The 16630-nt window shown below is 65.1% G+C and carries 16 protein-coding genes; 9 read left to right on the top strand and 7 right to left on the bottom strand.

Annotated features, from left to right (window positions below; translation table 11 throughout):
• Positions 1-262 precede the first annotated feature (262 nt).
• Together phoU and JN280_RS35625 are read right to left on the bottom strand one after the other, a co-directional pair.
• The gene (phoU, locus tag JN280_RS35620) at positions 263-988 is read right to left on the bottom strand and encodes a phosphate signaling complex protein PhoU (protein ID WP_202308884.1); all 726 of its coding nucleotides are present in this window, start codon (positions 986-988) and stop codon (positions 263-265) included.
• 128 nt (positions 989-1116) lie between these two features.
• A complete protein-coding gene (locus JN280_RS35625) occupies positions 1117-2385 on the bottom strand; it encodes an ATP-binding protein (RefSeq protein ID WP_202308885.1) in 1269 nt (422 codons plus the stop codon).
• Between the two features lie 138 nt (positions 2386-2523).
• Here JN280_RS35625 and ppk2 point away from each other — a divergent pair, with 138 nt between their 5' ends.
• Both ppk2 and JN280_RS35635 read left to right on the top strand, forming a co-directional pair.
• Positions 2524-3435, top strand: a complete 912-nt coding sequence (gene ppk2 / locus JN280_RS35630) for a polyphosphate kinase 2 (RefSeq protein WP_202308886.1) — start codon at positions 2524-2526, stop codon at positions 3433-3435.
• Positions 3436-3444: 9 nt separating this feature from the next.
• A complete protein-coding gene (locus JN280_RS35635) occupies positions 3445-4299 on the top strand; it encodes a transporter substrate-binding domain-containing protein (RefSeq protein ID WP_202308887.1) in 855 nt (284 codons plus the stop codon).
• Between the two features lie 706 nt (positions 4300-5005).
• Here the strand turns inward: JN280_RS35635 and JN280_RS35640 are convergent.
• Complete coding sequence (locus JN280_RS35640) at positions 5006-5674, bottom strand: TetR/AcrR family transcriptional regulator (RefSeq protein ID WP_202308888.1); 669 nt, start codon at positions 5672-5674, stop codon at positions 5006-5008.
• A 135-nt stretch (positions 5675-5809) separates the two neighbouring features.
• Here JN280_RS35640 and JN280_RS35645 point away from each other — a divergent pair, with 135 nt between their 5' ends.
• The 6 genes from JN280_RS35645 to JN280_RS35670 all read left to right on the top strand — a co-directional run bounded on the left by JN280_RS35645 (position 5810) and on the right by JN280_RS35670 (position 11507).
• Positions 5810-6715, top strand: a complete 906-nt coding sequence (locus tag JN280_RS35645; RefSeq protein WP_202308889.1) for a shikimate dehydrogenase — start codon at positions 5810-5812, stop codon at positions 6713-6715.
• A gap of 146 nt (positions 6716-6861) precedes the next feature.
• Entirely contained in the window at positions 6862-7848 is a 987-nt protein-coding gene (dctP, locus tag JN280_RS35650) for a TRAP transporter substrate-binding protein DctP (RefSeq protein WP_202308890.1), read from the top strand.
• Between the two features lie 137 nt (positions 7849-7985).
• Positions 7986-8498 (top strand): TRAP transporter small permease, encoded by a 513-nt coding sequence (locus JN280_RS35655; RefSeq protein ID WP_202308891.1) that lies wholly within the window; start codon positions 7986-7988, stop codon positions 8496-8498.
• Positions 8495-9796 (top strand): TRAP transporter large permease, encoded by a 1302-nt coding sequence (locus tag JN280_RS35660; RefSeq protein ID WP_202308892.1) that lies wholly within the window; start codon positions 8495-8497, stop codon positions 9794-9796. Before JN280_RS35655 ends, JN280_RS35660 begins: the two co-directional genes overlap by 4 nt.
• Positions 9797-9812: 16 nt before the next feature.
• Entirely contained in the window at positions 9813-10259 is a 447-nt protein-coding gene (locus tag JN280_RS35665) for a type II 3-dehydroquinate dehydratase (RefSeq protein ID WP_202308893.1), read from the top strand.
• A gap of 438 nt (positions 10260-10697) precedes the next feature.
• A complete protein-coding gene (locus JN280_RS35670; protein WP_202308894.1) occupies positions 10698-11507 on the top strand; it encodes a class I SAM-dependent methyltransferase in 810 nt (269 codons plus the stop codon).
• Positions 11508-11735: 228 nt separating this feature from the next.
• On the opposite strand, the gene JN280_RS35675 is transcribed toward JN280_RS35670, so the two are convergent.
• Positions 11736-12569 carry a sterol desaturase family protein gene (locus JN280_RS35675; protein WP_202308895.1) on the bottom strand — a complete coding sequence of 278 codons (834 nt, stop codon included), beginning with the start codon at positions 12567-12569 and terminating at the stop codon, positions 11736-11738.
• A gap of 13 nt (positions 12570-12582) precedes the next feature.
• Complete coding sequence (locus JN280_RS35680) at positions 12583-12996, bottom strand: tellurite resistance TerB family protein (RefSeq protein ID WP_202308896.1); 414 nt, start codon at positions 12994-12996, stop codon at positions 12583-12585.
• A 274-nt stretch (positions 12997-13270) separates the two neighbouring features.
• Here JN280_RS35680 and JN280_RS35685 point away from each other — a divergent pair, with 274 nt between their 5' ends.
• A complete protein-coding gene (locus JN280_RS35685) occupies positions 13271-14923 on the top strand; it encodes a lysine--tRNA ligase (protein ID WP_202308897.1) in 1653 nt (550 codons plus the stop codon).
• Positions 14924-15230: 307 nt separating this feature from the next.
• On the opposite strand, the gene JN280_RS35690 is transcribed toward JN280_RS35685, so the two are convergent.
• Both JN280_RS35690 and JN280_RS35695 read right to left on the bottom strand, forming a co-directional pair.
• Positions 15231-15935, bottom strand: a complete 705-nt coding sequence (locus JN280_RS35690) for a thermonuclease family protein (RefSeq protein WP_202308898.1) — start codon at positions 15933-15935, stop codon at positions 15231-15233.
• Positions 15936-15942: 7 nt separating this feature from the next.
• Positions 15943-16587: a S24 family peptidase gene (locus tag JN280_RS35695; RefSeq protein WP_202308899.1), complete on the bottom strand. Its 645-nt coding sequence runs from the start codon at positions 16585-16587 to the stop codon at positions 15943-15945.
• Positions 16588-16630: the final 43 nt, after the last annotated feature.

The raw sequence follows: 16630 nt of genomic DNA on the forward strand, positions 1-16630 counted from the left end.
TCGCGAGGCCACCTTCTCCCACAAGGGGAGAAGGCAGGTGCCCGGCTTGGCTGGCTCTGCAAATCACCAACGTCGACGATTGGCCGGAGCGCTTTTGCAAGCCTTGCCTTCTCCCCTTGTGGGAGAAGGTGGCCTCGCGAAGCGAGGTCGGATGAGGGGTATTCCGCGATGTGTGCACGCCTTAGCCGTAAACGGGGAGAAGACAGCCTGCCGCGTCCCTACATGTGTTTGTGAGCAACGCAGAAGCTATTGCCGTGCAAACTCACCCCGCAGCCGGGTCGGCGCCAAGCGTGACCTTGTGGCTCTTGTCTTCTTTCGGCCGCTCCGGCGGCATCTGCTCGCCGGTGACGATATGGTAGACGGTCTCGGCTATGTTGGTTGCATGGTCGCCGATGCGCTCTATGTTCTTGGCGCAGAAGAGCAGATGGGTGCAGGCCGTGATGTTGCGCGGATCTTCCATCATATAGGTCAGCAACTGGCGGAACAGCGACGTGTACATGGCGTCGATCTGATCGTCGCGGTCGCGTACGAAGCCGATACGGTCGATGGTGCGGGAGGCGTAGACGTCGAGCACTTCCTTGAGCTGGGTCAGGGCCAGTTCCGCCAGGGCCTCGAGGCCGCGGAAGAGGCTCGGCGGCTGGCGCCCCTGGGTGACCGCGACGACGCGCTTGGCGATGTTCTTGCCGAGGTCGCCCACCCGCTCCAGATCGGCCGAGATGCGGATCGCGCCGATGATCTCGCGCAGGTCGTCGGCCACGGGCTGCCGCCTGGTGATGATCAGGATCGCCTTTTCGTCGATCTCCCGCTGGCCCTCGTCGAGCACGACGTCGTCGGCGATCACCTTCCCGGCAAGCGCGGTGTCGGAATTGACGAGCGCGACGACCGCCTGGTCCACCATGCGCTCGGCATGGCCGCCCATCGCGCCGATGCGCGTCGCCAGGAACTTCAGCTCCTCGTCATAGGCCCGGACCGTATGCCTGCTCAGCATTTGATCTTCCATCCTCCCGCGGCAGCGGCGATTCTTCGTCTTTCCCTATAGGTAGGCTACAGGGATGACGGAAAAAAGAAACCGCGCATTCGTTAGCCGACAAAATCGAACGGGCGAGGAAATGCAAGTCACGGGGCAGGAAAATGCGCGGTGAAGGCGGCACCCTCGCCGACTTTGGAGCGGATCGACAGGCGGGCGTTGTGGCGGGTCAATATGTGCTTGACGATGGCCAGCCCCAGGCCGGTGCCCTTCTGCGCCCGGCTGGTCTCCACATCGACACGATAAAAGCGCTCGGTGACGCGCGGAATATGCTCTTCGGGAATGCCGGGACCGAAGTCGCGGAACGTGACCTCGACCTCGCGCCTGCCGGCTTGCGCGGTCTCGTCGATCGACACGACCACCTTGCCGCCCGACTGGCCATATTTGATGGCGTTCTCCAGCAGGTTCTCGAACACCTGGAACAACTCGTCGCGGTCGCCCGCGACCTCGATCACCGCTTCGGACACGTGCTTCTCGATCAGGACGCCGGAATCGGCCGCCAGCGGCGCCAGGGAGTCGATCACGCTCTGCAGTATCTGCCTGACGTCGAGCCTGGCGCCCGGACTCAGAAAGGGCTTCATCTCGAGCCGCGAGAGGGAAAGGAGGTCGTCGATCAGCCGCGCCATGCGCGAGGTCTGGTTCTGCATGATCTGCAGGAAATGATCGCGGGCGGCGGGGTCGTTGCGCGCCGGGCCGCGCAGCGTCTCCACGAAGCCGGCGATGGAGGCCAGCGGCGTCCTGAGTTCGTGACTGGCATTGGCGATGAAATCGGCCCGCATGCGGTCGATCCGGCGCACCTCGGACTGATCCTTGAAAACCAGCGCGAAAAGCCGCTCGCCATTGCCGATCGACGTCGCCACCACGCGGAAGACGCGTTCCACCGGCACCCGCTCGGCATAGTCGACGACGCCCGACGACGCGCGCCCGGAAGCGATCTTCTCGACCAGTGCCTGCATTTCCGGCGCGCGGAACTTGAGCTGCAGGGAAATGCCTGATGCAAGCGGCCCGAAGGCCGCCTCCGCAGCCTGGTTGGCGTGGACCAGCGCGCCGCTGGCGTTGAAGACGACAAGCGGATCGGGCACTGCCGCAGCCACGTCCTCGGCGGCGATCCTGGCGAGCGCCCTCCCCTCACGCGACGACAGTGCCTTGCCGGCGTTGCGCACGGCCGCGGGCCCACGCGGCGCGAATGCCACGACGCAGACGACCGCCGCCACAGCGCATGCCGCCAGCGTCCAGGACGGACTGGCCGCAACCGCAGCAATCGCGGCCGTCGAGGCGGCCAAAGGCCAGCGGGACGCGAAAAGCCTGCGCCGGAACCGCGCCGCCCTCGTCTCCTGCAGTTCGCTCGTCTCGGTCATGTCGAAATCCAGATCTTCCGGTTCGGTCCGCGACCGGGCGAGGGAAATGACCGGGCGTGGGAAATAACGGCCGGCCGGCTGGACCGCGCCGCGGCCTCCAAATAGCATGGCGCGCGGCGAGAGAAAGGACCCGGCACCATGAAAAGCGAAGGCGCCACGGCGGATGCGGGCGGCACGCCGGTCGTCAGGATCAAGGTCGGCGGCGTGGAGCGGGAGTTCGACATCGACGACCCCAAGCTGCCGGACTGGGTCAGGAAGAACGCGCTGACCTCGGGCGGCTACCCCTATGACGACAGGCTGGACGAGGAAGAATACGAAGCCACGCTGGAACGCCTCCAGATCGAACTGGTGAAGCTGCAGGCGTGGATGCAGAAATCAGGAGCGCGGGTGCTGGCGCTGTTCGAAGGCCGCGATGCCGCCGGCAAGGGCGGCGCCATCAACGCCACGCGCGAGAACATGAACCCGCGAAACGCGCGCAACGTCGCCCTGACCAAGCCAAGCGATACCGAGCGCGGGCAATGGTACTACCAGCGTTACGTCGCCCAGTTTCCCACATCAGGCGAGTTCGTGACCTTCGACCGGTCCTGGTACAACCGGGCCGGCGTCGAGCCGGTGATGGGCTTCTGCACGCCCGAACAGCACGAGCGCTTTCTCGAGGAAACGCCGCATTTCGAAAGGCAGATCTGCCGGGACGGTATCCATTTCTTCAAGTTCTGGCTGAGCATCGGCCAGGAGATGCAGCTGAAGCGCTTCCACGACCGGCGCCACAGCCCGCTGCGGAACTGGAAGTTCTCGCCGATGGACGTCGCCGGCATGACCAAGTGGGACGACTACACCAGGGTGCACGAACTGATGTTCAAGCGGACCCACAGCGCCCTTGCGCCCTGGGTGATCGTGCGGTCGAACGACAAGCGCCGTGCCCGCCTCGCCGTCATCCGGCGCATTCTGCAATCGACGCCCTATGACGGCCGCGACATGGCCGGGATCGGCAAGGCCGACCCGAAGATCATCGGCGAAGGCCCCGACTTCCTGAGAAACGCGGCTGCCTGAGCGTCCGATATGACATCGATCCGCAATGCCGCGAAGGCGCTCGCGCTCCTGCTGTCGCTCACGGCCCCAGCCGCGGTTGCGGCGCACGCGGCCGAGCCGGCGATCCCGCTCTTCTGGGACATCAAGGAGAGGCTGCCCAAGCCCGACCTCACCAAGCTGCCGCGGCTGCGCTTCCTCACCACGATCGATTTTCCGCCCTTCAACCATCTGGACGGCAGCGGGCGGCTGAGCGGTTTCCATGTCGACCTCGCCCGCGCCATCTGCGCCGAGTTGGAGATCATGCCGAAGTGCCAGATCCAGGCCCTGCCCTGGGGCGAGCTCGACAAGGCGATGCAGGAGAAACAGGGCGAGGCGATCATCGCCGGCCTCGCCGTCACGGCCGAGAACCGGGCACGCTACGACTTTTCGCGCCCCTATCTGAAGTTCCCCGCCCGCTTCGTCACGCCGCGGGCGAAATCTCTCACGGAGCCGCTGTTCGACAAGCTGCCGGGCCAGCGGATCGGGGTGATGGCGGGCTCGTCCCACGAACGCATGCTGCGCAGCTATTTCCCCGACACGAAAGCCGTGACCTATTCCAGGCAGGAATGGATGCTCGGGGATCTGAAGGACGGCAAGCTCGCCGGCGTCTTCGGCGACGGCATGCGCCTCGCCTTCTGGCTGGCCGGCACCGATTCCGCCGGCTGCTGCCGCTTTTCCGGCGGGCCCTATCTTTCGACCGAATATCTCGGCAACGGCCTCGCCGTCGCCACCGAGCACGGCAATGCCGAACTCACCGCGGCGCTCGACTATGCCCTGCAGCAGATCGCCACCAAGGGCACCTTCGCCGAACTCTACCTGCGCTACTTCCCGGTCAGCTTCTATTAGGCGCGGCCAGTTGCATCCGCTCCGGCCCACGGGCAGCGAAATCCTCCCCATGCCGTGATCGATCCGAAGGTCGGAGACGGTCGAGGAAGAGGACGGCTTCCCTATCCACCTGCCTAAGCCGGCACTGCACCGAAACAGTCGTCCGCGATTTCACGGCATGGATTCTCGGGTCACCTCGCCCACGCTTCGCGTAGGCTCGGGCCCGAGAATGACGACGATAGGACGGCGCTGTTTCGGGGACGCAAAACCGCTGCGCACTTTTTTGATCCAGGCGTCGGGTGGCCAAGGGCGCCACGATATGCCGGCTGGCCGGAGGAAGCCTATACCGCCGCCCCATCCTCGTCATTCTCGGGCCCGGAGGCGAGCGCAGCGAGCCGCAGGTGACCCGAGAATCCATTCCGTGAGATCGCGGACGACTGCTTCTGTGCGGGTCCGGGCGGTGGATCGGGCAGTCATCCCTCTTCCTCGACCGACGGCGGTCTCCGGAGCTGTCACGGCATGGATCCACGGGTCATCGCGCTCTCCGCTTCGCTGCGTGCGCTCGCCCGTGGATGACGAAGGGGGAGATGTCGCCCCCTGATCACCCGCCACCGCTCTGTGGTGTATCGTGGAAGGATTCACACAGAACACCTTAAGCCATTGCTTTAGCATGTCTTTTCTGGATACCGTCGCATCTTCGGTCCGTGCCCGGCCGTTCCGGTGCCGGTCATGCGGGATCCGCGGCGACGAAACGCAGGACCATTTCCACGGCGTTGTCGCGCAGTCTCGCCAAGGCCTTCGGCTCGCCGAAATCGCGCCCGAAGATCCTGGAGAAGGTGGCGCGGTTGGAGACGTTGAAGAAACAGAGCGCACTCACCTGCCAGTGCAGCTCGACCGGGTCGAGACCGGCGCGGAAAACGCCTTCCTCCACGCCCCGGCGGTAGATCGAGGCGATGTGGTCGATGGCGGTCACGTTGAGGCCGCGTATGACGTCGGAACGATCGATATATTGGCCGTGATGGATGTTCTCGATCATCACCATGCGGATGAAATCCTCATGCGCGTGATGGTGGTCGAAGGTGAATTCGACCAGCCGCCTGAGCGCGTCGCGCGGCGGCAGACCCTCGGTATCAAGCTCGTCCTCGCCCTCGCGCACCGTGCGATAGGCATTCTCGAGCGCCTGCAAATAGAGCCCTTCCTTGTCTCCGAAATAGTAATAGATCATGCGCTTGGACGACTTCGTGCGCGCGGCGATCTCGTCGACGCGCGCCCCCGACAGGCCGTTCATCGCAAATTCGCGCAACGCCGTGTCCAGGATGTCGCGCCGCGTGACATCGGGGTTCTGCGGGCGCTTCGGCGGCTCTCGATCCTTCCGGACCGGCTTGGGCTGAGACATGCAATCCTCTTTCGCCGCCAGGCGGCATTGACAAACTAACCAGTTCGTACATAGTTTCGCAACGGTCATTTTCATTTACCGGGTCGGGCCGAACGAAAACAAGCCGTCGCATCGACGGCGCTCCAGGGAGGAGGCATGTCGGACAGGGTGACGATCGGGCGATCACTCGAAGCGCTGGTGCATCGCCATGCGATCGCAGGCACGGGCCGCCCCGACGTGCTGGTCGGGCTCGTCGGCCGCGGCATCCAGCTCTCGCGTTCGCCCGTCATGCACGAAAGCGAGGCGGCGCGGCTCGGGCTCAGCTGCGCCTATGTCCTGATCGATTTCGATGCGCTGCGGCTTGACGACGGCGATCTGGCCGGGGTTCTCGATGCCGCGGCGCGGCTCGGTTTCCGCGGCGTGAACGTCACCTATCCCTTCAAGCAAGCGGTGCTGCCGCTGCTCGACGACGTCGCGCCGGAAGCCGGCGCCATCGGCGCGGTCAACACCGTGGTGTTCGGCCAGATGCGGGTGGGCCACAACACCGATTGCTGGGGCTTTGCGGAGAGTTTTCGCCGCCAGATGGCCGATGTCCCCCTGGGACGGGTAGCGGTGTTCGGCGCGGGCGGCGCGGGTTCGGCCGTCGCGACCGCGCTGGTCGAACTCGGCGCGCGGGAGATCGCCATCGTCGACAGCGACGATATCAGGGCGGACGAACTCGTGCGACGCCTGGGCGGCGGCAGGGCGGCATTCGCCGTCGCGCAGGATGCGCGCACCGCAGTGCTTTCGGCCGACGGCCTCGTCAACACCACGCCGGTCGGCATGGCCAGACATCCAGGCACGCCGTTCCCCCCGGAATTTCTGCACGCCGGGCAATGGGTCGCGGACGTGATCTATTTCCCGCAGGAGACCGAATTGCTGCGCAGGGCACGCGCGATCGGCTGCCGAACACTGCCCGGGACCGGAATGGCGGTCGGGCAGGCAGCGCGAGCGTTCGAGCTCTTCACCGGCCGCGCGGCCGACATGGGCGCCATGGCCGATCATTTCGGGGCGGCGGCATGAAGGCGGCGGCGGGCATCGCATCGACGCGATCGACCCGGAGAAGCTCCGCTCCGGTGCATGCGGGCCGGCAAGGCCTGACGGCTCGACTGGCCGAACGCATCAGAGCTCTTTCGACTGCCTAAACACCATCAACGGGAGGAAACGACATGACACTCGATCTGAACCGCCGCCGGTTTCTGGCGGCCACCGCAGCTGTCGCCATGGCGACAGCGATGCCTGCGCTTGCCCAGGACAAAACGAAGCTGCGCTTCTCGGCGGTCTTCTCCGAACAGGATATCCGCGCCGAGATGATGAAGATGTTCGCCGATGCCATCGGGGACGACTTCGCCTTCGAAGGCTATTATGGCGGCAACCTGTTCAAGCAGGGCACCGAACTTGTCGCGCTGCAGCGCGGCAATCTCGAGATGGGCAACATCGCGCCGCAGGATATCTCGAAGCAGATACCGGCCTGGTCGATCGTGACGGCCGGCTATCTCTTCCGCGATGCGGCACATGTCAGGGCTTTCTTCAACAGCGAGGCCGGCACCGAATTGAAGAAGATGGCGGAGGACCAGCTTGGCGTCGTCGTTCTGGGGCCGACCTATTTCGGCGTGCGCCAGGTCGGCCTCAAGCCCGAAAAGGAGATCAAGACCCCTGCCGACATGGCCGGCGTCAAGCTGCGGATGCCAGGGGGCGACGCCTGGCAGTTCCTCGGCGAGGCGCTCGGGGCCAACCCGACGCCGATGGCCTATGCCGAAGTCTATACCGGCCTGCAGACCGGCGCGATCGACGGGCAGGACAATCCCTTGCCGAATGTCGAGAACATGAAGTTCTACGAGGTCATGTCGCAGATCGTGCTGACATCGCATCTCGTCGGCTTCGACCTGCTCACCGTGTCCAAAAAGGTCTGGGACGAAATGGGCGCCGAGAAGCAGGCGAAGTTCCAGGCCGCCGCCGACGCCGCGATCGACTTTTCGACGCAGAAGCATCTCGCCCGCGAGAAGGAACTGGTCGAGACCTTCAAGGGCAAGGGGCTGAAGATCTACGAGCCCGACGTCGCGGCGTTCCGCAAGCATGTACAGGAGAAATACCTGGCTTCCGACCTGGCCAAGGACTGGCCGGAAGGCATGGTAGACAAGATCAACGCGTTGTGACGCCCTGGATCGGGACCAGGCTCTGACGCCTGGTCCCGATCCGGATCCGGTCGGCAGGCTGCGAGGTGTCATGCGCGCGACCAGCCGGATAAGCCATGGAGGCGGAACGCCGCTTCCCCAGGGAGGTCAAACTGGAAATGAGACTTGCGAGCCTTGGCTCATGGCTCTACGCGCGCGCCGAGAACGTCCTGGCCGCAATGCTGGTCGCGATGTTCGCCGCGTTCCTTCTGCAGATCGTCTTCCGCTATCTGCTGAACCTGCCTGTCGGCTGGACCAACGAGATCAGCGTCATCCTGTGGATCTGGATCGTCCTGTTCGGCGCCGCCTTCGTCGTGCGCGAGGAGGAGGAGATACGGTTCGACCTCATATACGCGGCGGCAGGCCCAACTGCCCGGCGCGCGATGTTCCTGGTTTCGGCCGCGGCGCTCGTCGCTCTCTACGGCATCTCGTTTCCGGCGGTGGTCGATTATGTGACCTTCATGAAAGTGGAGCGCACCGCCTATCTGGACATAAGATTCGACTGGCTGTTCTCGATCTACCTGGTCTTCGTCATGGCCGTCATCGTCCGCTATCTGTGGCTGGCATGGCAGTCGCTCTTCGGCAGCGCGCCGGATGAATTCGATCCGGCGAAGGCGGGTTCGGGCGTATGAACCTCGCCAGTCCGTTCTCCTTGTCGGTCGTCGCCATCACCGCGCTTGCCTTTCTCGGGCTGCCGATCGGGCATGCGATGATCGCGGGCTCGATCCTCTACCTGATGCTGGCCGGGCTGGACATGGGAACGGCCGCCGAACAGATCCTCAACGGGATGTACACCAACTACATCATCCTGGCCGTGCCGCTCTTCATCCTCGCCGCGGAGCTGATGAACATCGGGTCCATGACCGATCGCCTGATGGCTTTCTGCAACGCGATCGTCGGGCGCTTCAGGGGCGGACTGGCGCATGTGAACATACTCCAGAGCGTCATCTTTGCCGGCATGTCGGGCTCGGCGATCGCCGACGCGGCCGGCACCGGCAAGATGATGCAGCAGATGATGACGAAGGACGGCAAATATCCGGCGAGCTACGCCGCGGCCCTGACCGCGGCCACCGCCGTGATCGGGCCGATCATCCCGCCCTCCATCCCGATGGTCCTCTATGCCCTCGTTTCGGATGCATCGATCGGCTATCTCTTTCTCGGCGGCGTCGTGCCGGGCCTGCTGATGGCGCTTGCGCAGATGCTGATCGTCGTCGTGGACGCCAGGCGCAGGAACTTTCCCGTCGAGAAGCCGACGCCGCTCGGAGAACTCCCCCGGATCACCTGGCGCGCATTTCCCTCGCTGATGATGCCGGTGGTGCTGCTCGGCGGCATCTATTCCGGAGCGACCACGCCCACCGAGGCGGCTGCCGTGGCGGCCTGCTACGCACTGGTGATCTCGGTCGTGCTCTACCGCAGCGTCTCCTTCGCCGACTTCTATCGCTCGGTCCTTTCGAGCGCGCGGACCTCCGCGTCGATCGGCATGCTGATCGCCGGTGCGCTGGTGTTCAACTTTGTCGTCACGATCGAGAACATTCCCCAGACCCTGTCGCTGATCCTGCAAGCCCGGGACCTGTCCCCCCTTGCCTTCCTGGTCCTGGTGAATGTGATCCTGCTGGTTCTCGGCTGCATCCTGGAGGGCACGACGATCCTGCTTGTGATCGTGCCGGTGCTCATCCCCACGGCGCAGGCGCTCGGCATCGACATGGTGCATTTCGGCGTGATGGTGGTCGTCAACATCATGCTCGGCCTGATAACGCCGCCATACGGGCTGCTGCTGTTCGTCATGACACGCATCGCCGAAGTGCCGCTGCGCGACCTGGTGCGCGACGTGCTCCCCTTCCTCTTCGCGATGGGCGGCGCGCTCGCCTTCATAACCTTCGTGCCCGATGCCGTGCTGTGGCTGCCGCGCCTGCTCGGCTATCAGGGATGATCCAGGGAGAAATGCCATGGCCAGGAAGCCGATCTTCATCCTCAACGGACCGAACCTCAATCGCCTGGGCAAGCGGGAGCCCGAGATCTACGGCAGCACCACCCTTGCCGAGATCGAGGCGATCTGCCGGCAGGCCGCCGGCGAATTCCCCGTGCGTTTCCACCAGTCGAACGCGGAACACCAGCTCGTCGACTGGGTGCACGAGGCGATCGACGACGGGGCGGGCATCCTCATCAATCCGGCCGGCCTCAGCTTCCGCTCGATCCCGCTGCTCGATTCCCTGAAGATGTTCCCGGGCCCGATCGTGGAGTATCACATCTCGAACATCCACCGGCGCGAGGAGATCTACCACCATTCGCTGGTTTCGAAGGTGGCGACCGCGGTCCTGGCGGGGCTCGGGCCTCGCGGCTACGCCCACGCAGTCCGGGCGCTGATCGACATGATCGCGGACGGGAACGGCTGAAGGGAGCTTCCCGACGGGCCGTACGCAGCTTGTCGGACCATCGCCACGAAGAATCTTTCTCGGAGCGTCATCCATATTGTACGCCGGTCGGCATTGCCGATTGCAGTCAGGTGCGCCGAGTCTGTCGCTATCGCAGGAAGCCGTTCAAATCGACGCGTTGCCTGCGGCACAGCTGCGTGCCGAAGATGCGCGCCGGCGCAAGTATCCACCCGTCTGGTCACATCTCGACCAGAACGGCAGGATGGTGGCTAGTCCGAAATAAGCGAACAGGACGCACGGAAGCCTTTTTGCGTCAGATTTCTTAGCTCCAAGACCTCTGCTATGCTTCCCATTGAAGGCGGCTCGGTGGGCCCATGCATGCGGCAAAGCCGCATGATGCAAAGAACGGCATTGTCGTTCCGGCGGATCAAGCGGGTGGCAACTCGATGAAGGGCAGCCATGGGCCTCCCGAGCTACGTGATGAACCAGGCAACTTTCCCGGAGATGTATGAGCGCTGGCTCGTAGGTCCTCTCTTCCGACCGTGGGTAGAGACGACCCTGGAAATGGTGGAATTGTCTCCGGACGATCGTCTCCTCGACAACGCTTGCGGAACGGGAATCGTCGCACGCGTAGCAAGGGAGCGGCTCGGTGCCGCCGGATATGTCGTCGGCGTCGACATCAGGCCGGACATGCTTGCCGTCGCGCGCCTCGTGGCCCCCCGCATCGACTGGCGCGAAGGTGACGCGAGCGCCCTGCCTCTCCAAGACGGAGAGGAGTTCGAGGTTGTCGTCTGCCAGCAAGGGCTGCAGTTTTTCCCTGACAGATCCGCGGCGGCGCGCGAGATGCGGAGGGCGCTGGCAAAGGGCGGCAGGCTGGCGGTGGCCACATGGCGCCCCGACGACGAAATACCGTTCTTTCGGGAGTTGCGCTATGTCGCGGAGCGCCATCTGGGCGCCATCGCGGATCGCCGGCACAGCTTTGGAGACGCAGCGCCGCTCGAGGCGCTGCTCCGCGACGCCGGCTTCCACGACGTCCGCTCAAGGACGATATCGCGCACCATACGCTTCGATGACGGCGCGCCCCTCCTCCGATTGAACACGATGGCGCTGGTCGGCATGAGCGCTGCCGGCAACGAAATGAGCGATCGGGAACGCAAACGCGTGGTGGAGAAGATCGTGGGCGAGAGTACACCCGTGCTGCGCTCCTATGCTGATGGATCGGGGCTCGCTTTCGAGCTCCGATCCAATGTGGCAACGGCCAGGGGATGAAATCAGCCGCCTGGTAACGTCCTGCGCGGGCAAATCCGGCGTCGGCCGGCTTCTACAGACGCCGTTCGCGGCCAGGCCGGTGAAGGGAACCATAAGGGTCGAAAAAGGTCCTCGGTCCAATGGCTTCTGGTGCAGGCCGCCCGGTTCTTCGGGAGACATGCTTTGGCCTTCGGGAGGCATGCTTTGGCCAACCGCAACGCATCCGAGGTTCGCGCCGCGAACAACAGCTCAAGCCGAACGCTTGCGGCGGACGCCGAAGCGGAACGGCAACAGGAGCGTCCAGCCGAGCCTGGTCGGAGCCGCGCCGCGATATTCCAAGAGGCCGATGTCGATCGCCTCGTGGCCGCGTTTCGGCGCGGCGAGATAGGTGCCGAACAGCCGGTCCCAGAAGGGGAAGTTGAAGCCGTAGTTGGTGTCGGTCTCGGCCGGGTCGCTCGAATGATGCACCCGGTGCATGTCGGGGGTGACGACGAAACGGCGCAGGAAACGGTCCGCGCCGGGGCGGAGCCTCACGTTGGAATGGTTGAACATCGCCGCGCCGTTGAGCACGACCTCGAAGACCAGCACCGAAAGCACAGGCGCGCCGAGCGCGATCACCACCGCCGCCTTCCAGACCATGGACAGGAGGATCTCCAGGGGATGGAAGCGCAGGCCGGTGGTCACGTCGAAACCGGGATCGGCATGGTGAACGCGGTGGATGCGCCACAGGACGGGAACCTTGTGGCTCACCACATGTTCGAGCCACACGGCGAAATCGAGCGCCACGAAGGCGATGACGCCGGCGGGCAGGTCGCCGAGGCCGGCGGCGCGCAACAGGCCCCAGCCCCGCGCCTCGGCCCAGGCGGCCGCGCCGACGGCGGCCGCGGGAAAGACGATCCGCAGGACCGCCGAAGACAGCACGACCATGGCGAGGTTGGTGAACCAGCGGCGCGACTTCAACGCACCGGACATTTCCTTGCGCTCGAGCCGCGGCGACCACAGTTCGAAGGCCGCCATGGCGATGAAGACCACCAGGAAGACGCCGGAACGGACGATCGCTTCATAGCCGGCGACGGCGCCCATCGCGCCCGCCCGCTCAGGTCAGCATACGGTGGCGCACCTTGGTGACACGTTCGATCGCCTGCGTGGTGGCGGCATCGAGACCGAGATGCTGGCGAAGCCTCTGGATCACCCTCAGTTCCTCGATCCGCATCTCCAGGTCGACCGCGGCGACCTCCACGGCGGCGGCATAGGCGGTGTCGTAAAGGCGTGGCGGAATGACCTTGCCGGCGAGTTCCAGCACGCCGTCCAGACCTTTTTCCTCATGCAGCAGCTTCTGGCAGTCCTGTGCGACCCTGATCAGCTTCTGCTCGTCGAAATCCTGGAACACCGGCCAAGTGCGGACGACGTCGCCGATCCGGGCCAGTTCGACATCGGTCATGTCGCGGTCTGCGGCTGATGTGATCACCATCAGGTAGATCAACGCCTCTTGGGCGGTCGGTGCGGGCATGTGGTTTTCTCTCGCCTTCAAAACGCCGCGCGACCACTTGGACGCTCGGCGCTCTGCATTTTCAGATGACGCATCGTGCGCTCCGACAGTCGATTTCGAATTTCGGGCCGATGCGGTGATCGGCAGCAAGGTAGAAACGGGAGCCGGCCGCCGCAAGGAAAAAAGCTGCCGAGCGTTGACGCTGCGGAGCGCGGCGAATAGAGCAATGCCTTGGCCCGCGGACGTCCTGCCGGATCCGGCGAAGACAGCGGCGCGAACCCCTGGGAAGCACGATATGGCGCGATCAATGACGATCGAACTCAATTCCGACATCCTCGCCGCCGCTGCGGACAGCAAGGCATGGCCCTTCGAGGAAGCGCGGAAAATCATCGAGCGCTACAAGAAGACCGGCTTCCCCGCGACCGTGCTGTTCGAGACAGGCTACGGCCCGTCCGGCCTGCCGCATATCGGCACCTTCGGCGAGGTGGCGCGCACCACCATGGTGAGGCACGCCTTTCACGTGCTGACCGAGGACAAGGTCGCGACAAAGCTGCTGTGCTTCTCCGACGACGTCGACGGCATGCGCAAGGTGCCGGAGAACGTGCCCAACCGCGAAATGCTGCTGGAACATCTCGGCAAGCCGCTGACGCGCGTGCCCGACCCGTTCGGCGAGTATGAGAGCTTCGGCCATCACAACAATGCGATGCTGCGGCGTTTCCTCGACACATTCGGCTTCGAATACGAGTTCGCCTCGGCGCTGGACTACTACACATCCGGCCGCTTCGACGACGGGCTCGTACGGATGCTGGAAAGCTACGACAAGGTCATGGAGGTCATGCTGCCGACGCTTCGCGAGGAGCGCCGCAAGACCTATGCGCCGATCCTGCCGATCCACCCCGAGACCGGCGTCGTCATGCAGGTGCCGATCGAGGAGGTGCATCCCGACCGCGCGACCGTCGTGTGGACCGATCCGGCAACGGGCAAGCGCTGGGAGACCTCGGTCAAATCAGGCGGCTGCAAGGCGCAATGGAAGCCCGACTGGGCGCTGCGCTGGGCCGTGCTCGGCGTCGACTACGAGATGTCGGGCAAGGACCATATCGACAATGTGAAGACCAGCGGCAAGATCTGCCGCATCCTCGGCGGCACACCGCCCGAGGGCTTCAACTACGAACTCTTCCTCGACGAGAAGGGCGAGAAGATCTCGAAGTCCAAGGGCAACGGCATCACCATCGACGAGTGGTTGACCTACGCCCCCACCGAGAGCCTCGGGCTCTATATGTACCAGAAGCCGAAGGTGGCGAAGAAGCTCTACTTCGACGTGATCCCGCGCGCCGTCGACGAGTATTATGCGTTCCTCTCGGCCTATCCGCGCCAGGACTGGAAGGAGCGGCTCGGCAATCCGGTCTGGCACATGCACAATGGCGAGCCGCCGGCGATCGACCTGCCGGTGCCTTTCGCGCTGCTGCTCAATCTGGTGAGCGCCTCGAACGCCCAGAACAAAAGCGTGCTGTGGGGCTTCATCTCGCGTTATGCGCCCGGCGTGACGCCGCAGACGCATCCGGAGCTCGACCGGCTGACGGATTACGCGATCCGCTATTTCGACGATTTCGTGAAGCCGTCGAAGGTCTATCGCCAGCCCGACGCGGTGGAGCGCGACGCGCTCGCCCGGCTCGCCGAGGCGCTGGGCGAACTGCCGGCCGACGCCGGCGGCGAAGCGATCCAGAACGCCGCGCTGAATGTGGCACGCCGGATCGAACGCTACCAGGACCATGCCAAGAAGAGCCCCGAAGGCGGGCCCGGCGTCTCGGTCGCCTTCTTCCAGATGATCTACCAGGTGCTGATCGGACAGGAGCGCGGGCCGCGCTTCGGATCCTTCGCGGCGCTCTACGGCGTCGCCGAGACGCGCGCGCTGATCGGCAAGGCGCTGGCGGGGGAACTGGCGGCGTAGAGGCGGGTTACCCCTCATCCGACCGCGCGGAGCCTGTCCTCGGGCTTGCCGGAGGCAAGGCCCGTGGGCGAGGCCACCTTCTCCCACAAGAGAGAAGGGAAGGCGCTGCAGCAGCGCTTCGGCCAATCTTCAACGCTGGTGATTTGCAGAGCCGGCCAAGCCAGGCCCCGACCTTCTCCCCTTGGGGGAGAAGGTGGCCTCGCCCCAAAGGGCGAGGTCGGATGAGGGGTCTGCAGCGCACCGCGCGCTCGCCGATACTGTCGGATGAGGGGTCTGGCAAGACGCTCGGGTAACCACCGCCCCTGCCCTATTCCTCCGTCTTCGGCGGCGGGCCGAAGATGCCGCGGCGGGCTTCGCGCGCTTGCTTCTCGGCCTCGGCATAGGGGCCGCCGGGCGCGGCACGCGCCCAGCCATTGCTGACGAGCCAGGCGCCGACGTCCTGCGCGCCGATGCGGCAGCCGGCGACGATATCCGAGCCGGCCTCCGGCGGCACGTCGCAACTGATGGCACGGCCGCGGATGAAATAGCGGAATGCCGTTCGCGCGCGGACGCCGCAGGGCCATTCGGCGCCCTCGAAGGTGCAGCGTTCCCGCAGGTCGACGCTTTCAGTTCCAGCCACATCGACGACACGCCCCATCGCTTCGAAGCGCGCCGAGCCGGTTGCGACCGGCCGGTAGAGGATCGTGCCGCCGTCTTCGTCGACAGGCGGCTTTGGCGGTAAGGCGAGACTGAGCTGCGACAGCGGCGCACGCGGCTCGACCCGCTCATACGGCGCAGCGTCGCTCGCGGCGGCAGGACTTGCGGCATCTGGAGACTGAACGAAGGGCCTGGAGGGCTCCGAGCGACGGGTTCCCGGGCCCGGGTCCTTGCTCGCGCCCGACGGCGCTGCGACACGCTCGATGGCAGGGGTCGACACGGCCGCCTCCCGCGCGAGCCTCTCTCCACCGATCTTCATCACGACGGCGGCACCGCCGATCATCACCAGAGCGGCGATGGCCAATTCTGCCCGCATCGGCCCGCTACTGGCTCGCCCAGACGATCCGGGCCACCCATTCGATGGCCTCGCTCGGGATCTGGCGGTTCGGATGGGCGGGGTTGAGCGAGACGAGGTCGATCCCCTTCGGCGTCTGCCGTTCCAGGAGCTTGGCCATCACCTCGCCCTCGGTGGTCTTGACCACGACGCGGTCACCCCGGCGCAGCACGGCGCCCGGCTGGACGATCAGCACGTCGCCGTTGCGGTAGAGCGGCAGCATGGAATCGCCCTGCACCTGGAGCGCATAGGAACCTTCGGCGGCGCGCGCCGGCAGTTCGACGAGGTCCCAGCCCTCGCCGGCCGGAAAGCCGGCATCGTCGAAGTAGCCGCCGGCTCCCGCCTGCGCGAAACCGATGAGCGGAACGGTGGAACCCCGGCGGCTCTCCTTCCATGGAAACGCCTTGCCTTCGATCAGTTCGAAAAACTCGTCGAGCGAGGAATTGGTGGCCTCGATGATCTTGGCGAGCGACTCCGTCGAGGGCCAGCGCGGGCGTCCGTCGGAGGACAGTCGCTTCGACTTGTTGAAAGCCGTCGAATCCAGGCCGGCGCGTTTGGCCAATCCGGATGCCGAGAGCGAGTAACGCGCAGCCAGCGCATCGATGGCCGCCCAGACACGATCATGCGAGAGCATGGTGCTGCTCCCCGTGAAGACAGGAAAAAATACCTTTGCCGTT

The sequence above is a fragment of the Mesorhizobium sp. L-8-10 genome, from assembly GCF_016756635.1.
Classification (GTDB): domain Bacteria; phylum Pseudomonadota; class Alphaproteobacteria; order Rhizobiales; family Rhizobiaceae.

Coding starts and splice junctions, on each gene's coding strand:
- phoU (WP_202308884.1), bottom strand. CDS start 988: ATGCTGAGCAGGCATACGGTCCGGGCCTATGACGAGGAGCTGAAGTTC.
- JN280_RS35625 (WP_202308885.1), bottom strand. CDS start 2,385: ATGACCGAGACGAGCGAACTGCAGGAGACGAGGGCGGCGCGGTTCCGG.
- ppk2 (WP_202308886.1), top strand. CDS start 2,524: ATGAAAAGCGAAGGCGCCACGGCGGATGCGGGCGGCACGCCGGTCGTC.
- JN280_RS35635 (WP_202308887.1), top strand. CDS start 3,445: ATGACATCGATCCGCAATGCCGCGAAGGCGCTCGCGCTCCTGCTGTCG.
- JN280_RS35640 (WP_202308888.1), bottom strand. CDS start 5,674: ATGTCTCAGCCCAAGCCGGTCCGGAAGGATCGAGAGCCGCCGAAGCGC.
- JN280_RS35645 (WP_202308889.1), top strand. CDS start 5,810: ATGTCGGACAGGGTGACGATCGGGCGATCACTCGAAGCGCTGGTGCAT.
- dctP (WP_202308890.1), top strand. CDS start 6,862: ATGACACTCGATCTGAACCGCCGCCGGTTTCTGGCGGCCACCGCAGCT.
- JN280_RS35655 (WP_202308891.1), top strand. CDS start 7,986: ATGAGACTTGCGAGCCTTGGCTCATGGCTCTACGCGCGCGCCGAGAAC.
- JN280_RS35660 (WP_202308892.1), top strand. CDS start 8,495: ATGAACCTCGCCAGTCCGTTCTCCTTGTCGGTCGTCGCCATCACCGCG.
- JN280_RS35665 (WP_202308893.1), top strand. CDS start 9,813: ATGGCCAGGAAGCCGATCTTCATCCTCAACGGACCGAACCTCAATCGC.
- JN280_RS35670 (WP_202308894.1), top strand. CDS start 10,698: ATGGGCCTCCCGAGCTACGTGATGAACCAGGCAACTTTCCCGGAGATG.
- JN280_RS35675 (WP_202308895.1), bottom strand. CDS start 12,569: ATGGGCGCCGTCGCCGGCTATGAAGCGATCGTCCGTTCCGGCGTCTTC.
- JN280_RS35680 (WP_202308896.1), bottom strand. CDS start 12,996: ATGCCCGCACCGACCGCCCAAGAGGCGTTGATCTACCTGATGGTGATC.
- JN280_RS35685 (WP_202308897.1), top strand. CDS start 13,271: ATGGCGCGATCAATGACGATCGAACTCAATTCCGACATCCTCGCCGCC.
- JN280_RS35690 (WP_202308898.1), bottom strand. CDS start 15,935: ATGCGGGCAGAATTGGCCATCGCCGCTCTGGTGATGATCGGCGGTGCC.
- JN280_RS35695 (WP_202308899.1), bottom strand. CDS start 16,587: ATGCTCTCGCATGATCGTGTCTGGGCGGCCATCGATGCGCTGGCTGCG.